Annotated in this window: 9 protein-coding genes; all 9 read right to left on the bottom strand. The window is 49.4% G+C overall.

All coding sequences use genetic code 11. The features are described 5' to 3' along the window. Positions 1-70 precede the first annotated feature (70 nt). The 9 genes from BMZ51_RS00555 to BMZ51_RS00515 all read right to left on the bottom strand — a co-directional run bounded on the left by BMZ51_RS00555 (position 71) and on the right by BMZ51_RS00515 (position 14,159). Positions 71-3,322: a hypothetical protein gene (locus BMZ51_RS00555; protein WP_068009622.1), complete on the bottom strand. Its 3,252-nt coding sequence runs from the start codon at positions 3,320-3,322 to the stop codon at positions 71-73. Positions 3,323-3,429: 107 nt separating this feature from the next. Next, complete coding sequence (tssM, locus tag BMZ51_RS00550) at positions 3,430-7,092, bottom strand: type VI secretion system membrane subunit TssM (RefSeq protein ID WP_068009625.1); 3,663 nt, start codon at positions 7,090-7,092, stop codon at positions 3,430-3,432. Then, complete coding sequence (gene icmH, locus BMZ51_RS00545; RefSeq protein WP_208979200.1) at positions 7,089-8,492, bottom strand: type IVB secretion system protein IcmH/DotU; 1,404 nt, start codon at positions 8,490-8,492, stop codon at positions 7,089-7,091. The genes tssM and icmH overlap by 4 nt, the downstream gene beginning before the upstream one ends. A 27-nt stretch (positions 8,493-8,519) precedes the next feature. After that, positions 8,520-9,857, bottom strand: a complete 1,338-nt coding sequence (gene tssK / locus BMZ51_RS00540; RefSeq protein WP_068009627.1) for a type VI secretion system baseplate subunit TssK — start codon at positions 9,855-9,857, stop codon at positions 8,520-8,522. Further along, entirely contained in the window at positions 9,857-10,351 is a 495-nt protein-coding gene (gene tssJ / locus BMZ51_RS00535; RefSeq protein ID WP_068009628.1) for a type VI secretion system lipoprotein TssJ, read from the bottom strand. The genes tssK and tssJ overlap by 1 nt, the downstream gene beginning before the upstream one ends. Further along, on the bottom strand, positions 10,341-11,156 hold the full coding sequence (locus tag BMZ51_RS00530) for an FHA domain-containing protein (RefSeq protein ID WP_082825708.1): 816 nt from the start codon (positions 11,154-11,156) through the stop codon (positions 10,341-10,343). The genes tssJ and BMZ51_RS00530 overlap by 11 nt, the downstream gene beginning before the upstream one ends. Before the next feature lie 5 nt (positions 11,157-11,161). After that, positions 11,162-11,452, bottom strand: a complete 291-nt coding sequence (locus tag BMZ51_RS00525; protein WP_068009630.1) for a PAAR domain-containing protein — start codon at positions 11,450-11,452, stop codon at positions 11,162-11,164. Then, positions 11,449-12,042, bottom strand: coding sequence for a DUF6931 family protein (locus BMZ51_RS00520; protein ID WP_068009633.1), 594 nt, complete (start codon positions 12,040-12,042; stop codon positions 11,449-11,451). Before BMZ51_RS00520 ends, BMZ51_RS00525 begins: the two co-directional genes overlap by 4 nt. 8 nt (positions 12,043-12,050) lie before the next feature. Further along, a complete protein-coding gene (locus tag BMZ51_RS00515) occupies positions 12,051-14,159 on the bottom strand; it encodes a type VI secretion system Vgr family protein (protein WP_068009635.1) in 2,109 nt (702 codons plus the stop codon). Positions 14,160-14,198 lie beyond the last annotated feature (39 nt).

The raw sequence follows: 14,198 nt of genomic DNA, 5'->3' as shown, positions 1-14,198 counted from the left end.
TTTTTTCATATACCTTGCAAATTCAAGCAAAGAGAATAAGCCGTTAGTCTGCTCGCTCACGTGTTAACTCTTATGAACTGTATGCTTTTAGGTCAGACTTCGCCTCTCGAAGGATCAAGGTTGCCTGTGCATGCAGCGAGTCTGCAACCTCCCTCATCTCAGCATGCAATACGCCGGCCTTCCAAACTTGGGTCTTAGGGTCGGTCGGTTCGGCGGTGAGTGGGCGGTAGCCAGCAAATTCTTTCTCAAGCGCCTCCAGATGTAGTTTAGCCTCTGTCGCATATGAAACGATTTTGTCTTGCCACGTCTCCTCTGAGAACAAACTATCTCGTATTGAAGGGTAGTTAAATGGATCGCCATTGCATAACGTATGCAACGCCTTCATCGCTTGCTCAATCGCGGGTGTTTTACAGTCCTCCTTTGACATCAACGGGTAAGCCTTTTGAGAGGCTGCCCGCTTAAAACTGAACCAGCTTTTAAGGGTGAGGTCAGGTGTCCCCGGGTGCCAACTTGCCACTTTGGGAACGCGGCGCAGAACGACAGGATCTTCACTATATAATGTTTCAAAGTACCGAACGACAGCAGAGCAAACATCGCTGTTTGATACAAGGACCTCTGGCGTCAGGCCGCAGTTACGCCCAACTTGTTGGGCTATCGGATCGCGCTCTTCAACGATCCCATAGGCTAGGACACACTTAGCAAGTGTCGAGTTCCACGCGATAGCTTCCCTTGCTTTTTTTCGGTTCTCAGGGTTTTTGCGGGCGTCAAGGTACTTCCTCCAACCAAAGACAACCTTCGCTCGGCCATAGGTTTTGTACCCAAAGTCAGACAGCGCCTGTGCCATGTTCTTGGCAACGGATAAACCTGTGGCTGCTTGTGTTGAATCTACGATCCGAGCAGTTTCTGATATCACACCGATGATTGAAAGGAATGTGTTGATTGTCTTTTGACTAACCTGAACAGCTGCCTGTGTATGACGCTCCTTTGCGGCGTGGTAGTACGGGGAGTTGCTAGTCTGCGCCATTTTTACATTTTTGCGCCATTTTTCAACCTCGGCAGACTTCTTCCCTAGCGCAATTGCGTCAAAGGCTAACTTACGGCACGCTTCAACCATTCCGGTCGCAGGTACAACACGTACTAGAACCTGCACGCCTCCTTTTGCCACTTTCTCAATGAGTTTGTACTTCATTTCAGAGGCCTTAATGTCAGCGATGAGCTTATCGATCGCGGCCAAAGACTTTCTCAGGGCGACGGCATCCTCAGGGTTGGGAGGGGGGGATGCTTCCTTGATCAGGTCTTTCAATGCCTTTGTTTCAGCATCAACGTCTGCTTCGAGCTCCTTCATAAAGGCATCACGTTCCGCGGGGTTGGATTGTTTCCTCTTAAAATCTGCTAGTGCGTCCCACGACTTTTTCGCTTCGAGGTTCTGAATTGCTGTGTTGGTGCGTTTCGTGAGTTCCTCAGATACTTGCGGGTCCTTTTTCGTTTCGCGAAAGGCATCCTGCATTTCGCGAATGTTGTTGGTGATCGTGTGTAAGTAACTTGGGTCGTCAAAACCATCGAGAAAGGCTTCACGTTCTGTACGTGTAAAGTTACAGCCAGAGCGCTCGAGCTTGCTGTCCAGAAGTTCTTGGGGAGTAAGCTTATCTAACTGCGCTCTCTGCGCATCGGTATTTAGCTCAATTTCAGGTTTGGCCATTGCGGCCAATGGGCCTGTGGTTGCAGAGGAGGCTGCTTGCACCATCCCCAGCATAAGGGATTCAGTAAAGGAGAGGTAGTTCCGCTCTTTGAGCGCTTTAACGGCGGCACCCACATTCACGCTCGCGACAAAGAACGCCTTAATCGCAACTCCAATAAGCTCTGTCTGATCGTCTTCATTGCCGGGGCCAGGACCGACGCTGCCATATGCGTAGGCTTTGCTTTCATCTGCTCGTGTATGTTTTGAATCCTTCTTACCGGTATCCACATGCCCTTGCACATCTCCCATTGTGAAGAAAAGTTCAGCAAGAGAATCTGCCATTGAACCCGCGATCTGTAAAACCGCATTCTCTTTTTCCTTGTTGGTTTTCGCTTTCACAGCCAGTGTGATCTTACGTGCCACCTGGTTGGATTCAATAAATAAACTCATAGCTCCGGAGGCGTATGAGAGGCCTTGTAATGTGTCTTTGTCTGCTGTTCCCGCAAATTCAACCTGATCTGTGATCTGGTGTTGTTCGTGCTCGTAGGTTTTGGATGCGCCTTCAAGTACAAGTTTCATCTGGGTTGCCACAGTGTCGGCAACGTCCTGGGCAAAGATGAGTGTTGTCTTGATATTTTTCTCGCGTTCAGAGAACTTTAGGCCTTTCTCAGTGGTTGCAAGTCCTGCATCCAGCAAGGACGTTGACATCGTGAGCAATGCCTTTTCTTCTTCAAATAGCTTGGTTTGCCCCACCAACTTGTCGACAAGTTTAATCTGCGCATCCTCGATATTTTGGTAATGAGTGATTTGAGCTTCAAAACCGCCAACCTCGGCTGCTTTGTCGAGAACCTCACCATCTGTCGCGCCAGGTTTCATTTGTAATTGTGTTGCCAGATCAGATGTTATTTTGTCCTGGTTGCCTTTCAAGACCTGTCGTTTGGCGGCAATCTCGCGCTTTTCCGCACGAGAATGAGTCTGGTCGTCAAAATTTGCGATCGTAAGGGCATTGCTACCCAGGCTTCCTGCCAAGGAAACCACATCCCGTGCAAATCCGATGGCTTCTAAGGTGTTTTCGTATTTGGAAGCCGTTTCGCTATGTTCCTCCAATTTCCCCTCATAGATCTCAGAGGAACCTTTGAACATTTGGGCAAATTGGCTGTACTTATCTGGAACGATATTTGAAGGAATGATACCCTCACGTATCAAAGGTGTCCAAAGTTCACGTGTTATGTCTTCATCGGTGAACAGTCGGGTCTTGCCGTCTGTCTTTGTAGCTGAAAGCATTTCAGCCTGGCGCTCCAGGATTTTGCCAAAGGCCGCGAGCAGTGCGTCGACATCCTTAGCTGGGATAAGGGGCGTATCAGCCTTCACATCTGCGTAGGAATCGACTTCTGACTGCATATCGCCGCTCATCCAGGGCATTTTCTTGTTTTTATGCGTTAGCTTGAGCAAAGCGGGGTGTCGAGCAAGTTCGATTTGAAAGTCTTGTGCCTTGCGAATAACTTCTTTATCCGCATCCAACTTGGCCAAAATATCAGTAATCTTTTCCGTCTTTTTTTCTTCATCGCCGCTATTGGCAACGAATTCTTCGACGCCACCTTGCGCTAAAGAAAGCCATTTAATCTGGGACGGAGTTAAAGTCATGGTGGACTCCACTTTGGGATCGTTGGTGATCCTTCTGTTTATTATTGAGCTACATGGTAAAGGCGGTCTTCAGCGGGAGACACCACCATTGTTGGCACGCAGCTGCATTAGTATTTCCGAGCATTATTCACTTTCGAAAGTTGAGGTACCACACTCCTTCGACAGGTGAAATTTTGTAGCAACTTTGCGGAGAAGGGGTTGTTCACGCTGTTGGCCACGAGGTTGAAGGTGGCAAAGCGGTTTTCAAGAGTGAACCTGACTTTATATTGATCAGGGATCTTGGTCTTTGTCACGCTCGCCTTTTCCAGCAGTCGGAAGAGAGCCCAAGGACCATTTAGATTGATCGAGTTGGGCTTCCCTGCGATCGCGGGAAAGAACGCAATACTTGCAGAAGGTACCCCTGTTCCAGGCCAATTCAGTTCGACAGGGCGAGTGGGGCCATGTGCGTAGCTCACTGTGGTGCCATCCACGTTAAGAGCAACACGGGTTGAGCCAATGTCGAGATCCACTGGTGTCATCGTAAAAGAAACAGAAGGTTGATCGCCGCCTTGTCCAAAATAAGCATTTTGAATAGTATCGGCCTTCTCAAATACTTGTAGAGCTTGTTTGGAGGCTGGGTTGTTCGTGGAACCCGGCTCTCTCCATGTCCACGGCGTTGAGGATGTGTTCACAAATGACTTTAAGTTTGCTTTGAAGAATGTTTCGATTTTTCCGCCAGGTTTGAAAAGGGTCGAAAAGTCATCAAGCATGACCGAAGCCTGTTGGCCCTGAGCAACAGGGTAACGGTTTGGCAAAGCTGTACTGCAAAGTGGTAATACTTCAGAACTCCAAGCAGCATTGATGGCGTTTTGCGCGTTATTCAGTGTGACTTGAGAGGAGAACTGTAACATCTCCAGAACCCAACTCTGTAAAGGCATAGGAAGGTTGGGGGCTTCATCTTTCAAGGTTTTAACTGCGTCACTACCTCCACCAAGAATGTAGCTCAAGGCATCTTGCTGGCTGTTGCTAGCAAGTAAGATCCGATTAAGCTCCCGGTAAAGATCCGTAACCCTCGTTAGCAGGCCGTCCAGTGGCGTGGCTCCGCTTCCTGTCCCCAGTGTAAAGCTATCAATCGCTTCAAAGCGTGTCGCAACAGAGGTTCCAGGAGGCACTGCCTTCGGGCCTCCTTCACTTGTAGGTACAGATTCGCCTAATACCTCAACCAGTTGCTGTTGTCTCAAGTTTGTTGTTGCACGCGCTTCCTCCTGCGCAATTCGTGCAGCCCCCCCAGCTACGTTTTGCGCAATACCAGTTGCGTCTGAAGGAGTATAAGTTTTTGTAAGCTGTGTTTGCTCTGCGACCGATACCAGAATACTTCTGATAGGCGAATTAGGGCCGGACGCAGTGTTGATAACGTCTGTTGCTTGGGACAAGCTTGAGAACTTGACGATCTTCAAGTCGGCGAGCATTGCATCCCACATGCGGGCATAATCATCTAGATAAAGCCCTAGTACGCCGCGCTCGATCCGCGTAACCGTTTGCTCGTTGTTCTCTAGCTGACCATTGGGACCAAGCACCCAGCTCTCTCGAACAAAACTTTGAATGCTATCCACCAGCTGCGGTAAGAAAACGCCATGGAAGCCATCATAGGTGTACAGACCTGCAATTCCATCACTCAAAGGTTTGCCAGAAAAACGCGAAAATACTCTTGTGGTGGCTGAGCCTCCAGCTTCATCTGGACGCCATTCCGGGAGATTTTGGGCGGCTTGACCTGCCTTGATATAGGAATAGGCGAGCTCTGTAATGGGCGTGGCGTTCAAAATCTCACGAACCTGAGAGACCAGCTCGGTGTTGACATCAATGCGGACTAGGAAAGGCTTCGCGAGTAGCACCGCAAGGTGATTTGAAAGCTGCTCACGCTCGGTTATCTGGCGAGGGTCACTGTAAAGCCTGCCCCAATCGACCTCTTCCCAGCGCTGTATCGTTGCGGGTTCCAATGGGCCTTTTTCAGCCAGCTCGAGGTAGATGCGTAGTGCTTCGAAGAGAAATTCTGGGTTACTAATATTTGCAACCATTTGCTGCTCAAGGCGCAGCATCATACGCGGTCGTAAATACCGCTCTAATCCGTTATGGTAAAGTGCATCGGCATCTTTAGCGACCTGAGGGATCTGATTAAGGCCCCAGCGTTCGTTTCGTGCTGGTGTTTGGTGTTGCTCTGCATAGCCCCCAGGTAAATCACGCAGGTAGTTAAGTATCGGGAGCACCGCTAGGTAGTTGCTATCATTCACGCGAACGGAATCAATTCGCTCTGCAAACTTTGGATATTCTTCCAGGTCAGCTTGTGCACGATGGATGATGTTTTCCCGGTTTAACTGGTAGCTGATGACCCAGACTGTTGTCAGGAATGCAAGAATTATCGCACAGGCAGACAGTGCGAGGCGTTTTCTGATCTTCCTTTTGCGCATGACCTGTTTATTTTCTCCTGCCAAATTGCTTTCACCGAAGATCAGATCGAAGAACAACCGTTCAAGGAAAAATGCGTGCTTGTCGGGTGGTGCAGAAGGAATTGCTTGCTGGCCGACACCGTAAGCTTGGGCGAGTGGGCCTGCCAGCAAATCAACCGGCTGACCCATTTGAATAGCCGAGGTAAAGTAGACGCCACGAAGTAAGCTGCGATCTTCATAGCGGTTAGGCCGAAACATCTCCGTCAAAAAGTCGTTGAGTACGGTTTTGAGCGCAAGCATTTGCTGAGGGAAACCGTAGATGAGGCCACGGTGCTGGATATCCGTCTCTTTACTCAGATAGTCGTAATTACGTGAGTTGAGGCGCTCAATGAGTAGCTCATATTCGGAGGAAAAATAACCGGCCGCATTCTTTGAGGACTTCACATCGTCAAGCGGGAAAGTTATTCCCCAGACTTGTTGACGTTCTTCACGTCCCATGAAATGAAAATAATCTGTGAACCCGGCGATCAGGTCCAGTTTTGTAAACATGACATAGATTGGGAAACGTAAGCCAAGCTGCTTTTCCGCCTCCTTAATACGTTGTTTTAAGGTGCGCGCCATATCAAGGCGTTTGTCTGACTGTAGTGTTGCAAGCTTGGCAAGATTAACCGCAATGATCATGCCATTCAGAGGCTGACGTCGTCGAGTTCTCTTGATCAGCGAAAGTAGAGTCTGCCAACCCGCAGAATCAACAGGCCCGTCTTGGTCTTGGCTCGTATAACGACCAGCACTGTCAACTATAATTGCATGATTGCTAAACCAGTATTCACATTCTGGTGTCGGTTCGGCTGTTGCTCCGTCAACGTTTTGGCCCAGTTTATGAGCCAGAGGAAATTTCATGCCGGAGCGAAGCAGGCAAGACGTTTTTCCAGACCCTTCTGGTCCAATGAGCAAATACCAGGGCAATTGGTAGATCACCCTGCGGCCTGGCTTCCCGTCAACACTTGTGGTTTTAAGGATACTTAGGATTTTTTCCACTTTTGTGGTGACCAGCGCAGCTTCGCTTTTTGCTAGCTCGTTGCTATTAACCTCAGGTTTTTCTTCCTCCTCCTCCTCTTCGTTTTTTGCCTCGGCGTTTCGCGCGCGCCGGGAAAGGTGCACGATATTGAGTGTCGCCCACACCATGAGCAACACCATAACAACCAACATGCGAACCACAGCCATATCCAGCGGCTTGACACCCAGCAATGAAAGGCGCGGACCAAAGAACCAAACGATCGCGCACACAACCAGCGTAATGAGGAGTGTTACGAACCAGAAAGGGAAAAAGCGCCGAACGTTCGTCAATTCGGTCCTCCCGCGTTCGGAGGTGCAAGCGTGATATCAATACGCCTGTTTTGAGCTCTACCATTTGCCGTTGCATTGGATGCAATTGGATCTGCGGCACCTCGGCCAATGGCGTTGATGCGGGCTTTGTTTAAGAGCTGGGTTTTGATCAGATCTGCCACGGAATGTGCACGGGCTCTTGAAAGGGAAACGTTATTGGGGAACCGGGCGTTTCGAATGGGGATATTATCCGAATACCCAACAACATTAATTGTTCCAGGCTGAGTATTAAGAGCTGCAGCCACACGATTAACCACGGGTACGAAGCGTGCTGTGAGGGTATCTCTTGCCGTTGCAAACATGCCAGCCCCAGTTAAGCGGATGATCACTTTGCCATTGGCATTCATAACGATCACGAGCCCTTGTCGGATTTCAGGTGCAAGAAAGCCGCTGATCGCCTGAAAAGCTGAAAGAGAGTGTCCTGGAGTTGCTTGTGCAGGTGTCGCTTGAGTTTGAGGAAGGTTGGGTAAGGCCGAGCGGGGGGGAGCGGGTTGGTGCGTTAAGTCAATCGGGCTTGTATTGACCAAGGATTCATAGCGAAACGCGATCTTCTCACTCTTCTCAGTAAGCCAAAATGCAAGAACTGAATAGATCAGCAACGCAATGAGCGCTGTTCCGAAGAATGTTCCCCAAACGGGCATGGACCATCTAAGTGGCCTATAGGCATCCTCCACGCCTCTCCAGTGAGGAGATAGGTCAGTTTCGCGATCACCGCGAAGCGAACGTATGAGCCGCGATATACCATATCGCAGACGCGACATGGTATTTGTACCTTGTGGCATAATCCGCAAACGGCCTTCAAAGCCAAGTGAGATGCAAAGGTATAAAAGTTCAAGATGGTCTTTGTCGCGACTTGGATTTGCCTGTGTCTTTCTTAAAAGATCATAAAACCGGTCGCCCCCTGAAACATCCTTATGAAAGTTGCTGACGAGGCTTTGTGTCGCCCAAATACTCCGGCTTCCCCAGGGAGTATTGAGGATGATGTCATCAAGAGTTGCGCAAATGACATAACGTGCAATGCGAACAGTTTTAGAAGAAAATCCACTGAGCATCGCATTATGTTCAAACGCTCTAATCTCCGAAATGACATGCGACCTCAATACACTTACATCGCGGTGTTGGGCGTGGTTTCGCAAACGGGCTGCGAGGGCAAGTAAGCTCGATGCCGCCATGACCAACGGATTATTTCCTATTGGGGCAAATTGAATATCATCTGCGCCAAGGAACCAAAAATCTGTCGGTTGATGGAACGTAAGATTGGAACTGTCAATGTCATCCTGGCGTTGATCAGGTGCGTCAGTTGAGATAACGGTGTCGATTGAATCCACCGAAAGGGCAGTGAAATCCTTCTTTGCCATCATTTCAGCTCCATCATCTCCGTCAGCAATCTATTGCTCTCTGATCGCCCAAAGTTCCATAACCAGCTTTGGGAAGTCTCCTGCGACATGAAGTGCTAGTCCGCCAGAAACGCGGATCTCATCCCAATGTGAAGATGCTGGATCGAGTTCAAAGTATGCAGTACCTGCACGATAGGGAATTTGCCTTGGCGCGACAGGTAGCTGCTTGATCGCGATCCCTGCCAATGCTGAATTTACAAAATCGCGTATATGTTCAACAGACCCTATGGTGATCTGACCAGGGAAATGGCGGTTGATGGCCTCCGAGGACAGGTCTGCGCTCACAGCAAGGACAAACCGGGCTGATTTAATAAGGCTACGATCCAGCAACATACCAACGTGAATGCCGTATTTGCGTTTCTCTAGCGGGATTGGGACGGCCGTCTGTTCCAATACAGCCGATAAATGTTGCCTTACCTGCGCGATGACAGGGGCAAATGTCTCAGTTAAAACCTCATGTCGGTATGCCGGAAGCTCCAAGGGGCGGCGTGTTGCGGCTGTAAAGGTTGCAAGTTCGCCTACAAGCTGAATGCATGTCCGATAAAGGTCTTCCGGATGCAGGGACGGTGTTTGAGCAAAATGAGCGAATAACGGTTCATATCGATTGACTGTTTGCAGGAGCAGAAAGTCTGAGATCTCGGCTACGCCTTTGTTGCCTGAGTTGGAAACACGCCCCGCTAATGCATTTGCACGGTGGCTCAGTAAACCCCAGACCTCGCGAATATGCGCGAACAAAACTGCTGAGGAGTGGGAGGCCAGACCGGTGGATATATACTCATCGTCCAAAATGACCTGTTTGTCGGCCCTTACTTCCACAATACGGGCCAGCGGTAGCCGAATCCATCCTTCCAGATCTTCAAAGTCAAACTTGAAGAAGAACCTCAGGCGCCCGGTTTCCATTTGCACGCTGGCATCGCTGCCAGTTATGGCATCTCGCGCTTCAGACTCTTGCACCACATATCGAGCTGCAGTTTCCTGCGCTCCGGGGTACTCGTACTCGTAGGCCCCAGGCTGCCGAATGGGCAAAGCAAGATAAACAATGCAGTTCGTTACATTTTCTGGCACGGGAATGGAGGAGGGGGCATCACATTCCTGTGGCATCTTGAAGGGAGTGCCGTCCGGCATGAGTCCGCTTGCGAAGTTGAGAGCAAATTGGCCAAGCTTAAGAGCTTCCTGATTGATCTTTAAATCGGTGTGCCCCCAAGGATGCGGACGGATACTTGAGATGCTATCACTGACCAGCTGCTCTAGATAGCGGTCATGCTGTTGAAAGTGCTGCGGTTGCAGAAAGAGACCTTCTGACCAGATAACTTTATTATGAGTGGTCATTAATAAAACCATCCTTCTTTTACGGTCTTGTCTGGCAACAAAATAATCTCAAGCTTGCTCAGATAAGCAATAAGATAAGATGGAGAGTTGTTGGGCACCATCGTCACCGAGTTCCACGTCCCTGTGTCCACAGTCCGAAAAGCGCCAAGTACAGCAACGAATGCCACACTTGGATCAACCTTGACTGCTACCTTCATCATCTTTCCAGGAGCTATGAAAACTTCCTTCACATCCAACAGGTTTTTGCCCAGAACCTTGTCTGCTTTTCCAAACAAAGTGAAAAAGTCATGAGTTTTAAATTCCGCATCAGAGGTAAGATAAAAAATCTTCACCTGCACAGGCGTCGACATACCTTGGGCGTTTTGGTTTAGCTCCTTATCTGCAATGACTGTGGTTGTGATCATGACGGGTGTTGGCATTTCGGCTGAACACGAGACCAGGCCGATAACGATCAACAACAAAGAAGAAATGTGCGTTATGTACTTAATCGTCATTTGGTTTACGGGTTTTGCTTTCAGCCCCATTGCTGGGGTCCGAATCCCAGTCCTCTGGGATGGTTTGATGTTGGGCCCTCGGCAATTTAAAGGCATCAGATTCGGTGCTGTTATGATCCCAGGCACTTGCTCCTTCTTCACTGGAAATCCCGCAGTCACTGTCAAACGGAACTGAGTTCGCAAGACTATTGCCCTCCGTTCCATAATTTCCGGCAGGAAACTCAGGTTTTCCTTCCCCCGTCGAGTAAGGGTCCAACGTTTCTGTCGTCCTACGCAAGATTGTCTCAGGTGACTCAAGCGGGTCCTCAAGGGCGTCAGCGAGTTCATCCTCAGATGAAACGACTTCATCCTCGATCCACTCATCAATGCTACCCTCGTCAGTCTTCGGGAGCAGATCTGCTAATGTTTCCTGCCGTTCGGGGTCTTTAAAAAAGTCACCAGCATTCAGGCGAGAGTCTGCATCCTCCGGCAGAATTTGAGTGCTAATATAATAGGTTCCAACCTTGATAATGTCGCCGTCTTGTAGGTTACACGCTTCGCCATTGGGTATAGGTTCGTCCCAATCATTGACGAACGTCCCGTTGGAGCTCGTATCAGTGAGGCGGTACAAGCCATCTGTCCATTCAATGGAACAGTGACGACGAGAGATTTGGTTCGCAGGGTCAGGAAGTATCCAATCCGCGCGACTTCCACGCCCAATGACGCAACGCTCTTTGTGCAATATCCGCGTGCATTTTGCTGTATCGACCAACTCATGCCCCTTGGTCAAAATGAGTACCAAAACGATGCTCGTGTGTTCAGTCATACCCCTCAGCCCCCGATCAGAACTGTGGGCCAACCAAGGATTATCGTGCCGCCATGAGCAGTGATATCCAGCATACGCGCGGCGGGTAGCCCCGCGATCAACGTGGTGACACTGCCTTTCATAATTGTGTCAGGAGGCCCAACGCATACACACATGTCGCTCATGCGAGCTGCGGGCAAGTTCCCTATTAATACCGTCGGCGCTCCTAGGGATATCGGACCTCCGACGTGAGGGACGATACCGTTCACCATTGGACAAACATGCATGTCTGTCATACGTGCTGCTGGGAAACTCATAGGGCCTCAATTTCATTATCAGCGAGTGCTCGGCCTAATTTAAAAGCTTTGGCTAAGAACTCTTTTGGGTCCTCCACGTTGCTGTCATACACCGACAAAGCTATAGATGACCCCACGGCAATACTAGTCAGGTTTTCTGGGGGAGGTACTGGATCAAACTCTGGAGAACCCATGCTTCCGCCGCTCCAGCCGGCAGCCGCAGCAGCAAGGCTGGCAGCACTCTTATACTGGCCGTCATCTGCAACTTTCATTGCGGTGACGCGAAGGTCCTCGTCTTGCTTTCGAACCCAGTCCTCCGCAGTTTTCAAAGCAGTCTCATCCTGTTGGGAAGGAGAGGTACTTTCTGGAAAAGACGCACGGGTGACCTGGCTGGCCCACCAGACCGCACGTGGCTTACTCAGCGCATGAGCAAGAACCTTGATGGCATCCGATATGAGACTCTCATTGGCGAGCATATCAATAACTTCAATAGCTGCGTTCCCGTCATCTATTAACAACTTCGCATCATCGCCAAGCTCTAGAGGACGTTGTTCGTTGAGTGATTTGAAAGGCGTAAGTAGAAGGGTGTTATTTGTAGGTACTTTTTCCATGTTATACCTCAGTTGATCTTTACAAGTGCGCCTTGCACTGTCGTGATGCCGGCACCCTTGAGTGTCGTCAAAGTTCCGTCCACAGTGGCTTGAACGTCCCCCTTTACAGTCACCATTAGTCCCTTCAGTTCCGCCTGAGCCGCTTCAAGTTTAAGTGAACTTGGACCCGCTGTTAGGGTGATCGACATTGGGTCCATCTTGATAGAGCTTCCACCGCAGGACAGCTCAATTGCTTGAGTTCCAGAAATTTTGACAGATCCAGCAGAGGCATCGACCTTCACATCACCGCTTTGAGATGTTAGGCCGATGTCCTTCATCGCCTCAACGCTTTGAGCACCTTGTTGCATGGAGATACTCTGATCTCCGCTTTCAACTGTGATCGAATGGTTCCCGGATTTGATCGAAAGAGCGTCGTCCTTCTCAACGGTCGTTGTGCGCCCGCCTGTCTTGATGGTGTATGTTTCATCACCTTGATCAACTGTAAGGCTACGGTTGTTGTAGACCTCAATTGTCTGATCACCATCCTCCTGCTTGTCAAAGCCAACCTTGACCGTCTCATTATTTTTAACAGTGCGTTCGTAATCTCTTTCAGCAGTGAGCTGCACAAGTTCTTCGTCTTTCTTGTCTTCAAATAAGAACTCGTTATTGCCGCCGCCTTCCTTGGACGTTTCGCTCTTGAATGTTGATTTTGTTGCCTCTCCAGGCAGCTCGTATGGAACCGTTTGCTCGCCATTATAGACACTGCCAACCACGATAGGGCGGTCTGGGTTACCATCAAGAAAGTCCACAAGGACTTCCTGTCCAACCCGAGGGACATGCAAACCGCCCCAGCCTTTGCCTGCCCACAACTGCGCAACGCGCACCCAGCACGAAGATTTGTCGTCTTTTTGCCCGTCCCGATCCCAATGAAATTGCACCTTAATGCGCCCGTACTCGTCGGTCCAAATCTCCTCACCATCTGCTCCCGTCACAATCGCTGACTGTAAGCCGTTCATGTTTGGCCATGGGGTTGTGGACGCTTTGCGGTATTGGATCTTTGAGTCGATTGCTTCTATTTCGTATGAGATCGCATCATAAAATTCTTGTTGCTCTTCACGACCTACTTCAATTGTTACCTCGCAGCTAGCTTTGGTGATGAGGTACTCTTTTTCCTGCCTGGGATCGTCTGGAAATTCGCTAAGCTTAAAGAGGTATCCCGGGCGCAACCCGCGAACATTGCCGCATGCAAAAACCTTCGCATAAGCTGCGCTGGCCTCTTCAACTTTTATTTTGGCGCGCTTCTCCCCAACGCTGACCTCCTCATACACACCTGGATAGAGATATCGCGTGCGCCCAGAAAGTTGGTGAGACTTCTTTTCGCTGGCATTGGCCTTCAGGTCGCTTGTGGGCTTGGTAAAATCGTAGTCGTTGATTTCGACTTCGTCAGTTTGGATTTCCTCGTTGTGGCGCCAGATCCAGAAATGATCTAAACCACGTCGAAAGTGATCCTCTTGTGAATAGAAGGGCAAACTTGAATCACCCTTGATGTTTTCATGGGCGCTATATGAGTCAGCCAATACCATTGAGTGCTGACCATCTTCATACTCGAAATAGTAATAGATGCCTTCTTGTTCCATGAGGCGGCAAACAAAGTTGAAATCGGTTTCTTGGAATTGAGCGCAATAAGGACGAGCCTCATAACTGTCACTGAGCTTGTTCTTGAAGTCAGTAAACCCCGCCTCTTGAAAGACCTCCTTTAAGATGTCGGGCGTCGTTTTTTCCTGAAAAATCCGGCAATTGCTTGAGAGGGTTAAAAACCAGGGCCAAGGACGTACTATGAGCCGATAGGTCGAGTAACCTTGATCCTGACCAGTGTAGATCGCTTTAGTGACAAACCCGTTTAGATACTGATCAGAGCTCAGGCTCGTCCCTGATACTTTCTTGATTTCAACCGTCAAAGATTGGCCAAGCATCTTATCTAGGCTTAGGTCGTGTTCAAAGGACCTGCAGTCCACGGTCATCTCGAATAATTCACTAATTTCACTTGTCATTTTAAGCTTCCAAAGGTGGAAACTGTCGTCTCCGCCGTCGAAATTGATCGTGAACAGTCGGTTCTCAGTTACTTTGTTCGCACACATTCAAAGGCCTGCTATTACTAAAACGGGTTTGGTCATGCC

The organism is Pseudovibrio axinellae, from assembly GCF_900110875.1.
Taxonomy (GTDB): Bacteria; Pseudomonadota; Alphaproteobacteria; order Rhizobiales; family Stappiaceae; genus Pseudovibrio; species Pseudovibrio axinellae.
The sequence above is the reverse complement of the archived record's forward strand: the minus strand, read 5'-3'. Positions and strand labels throughout refer to the sequence as shown.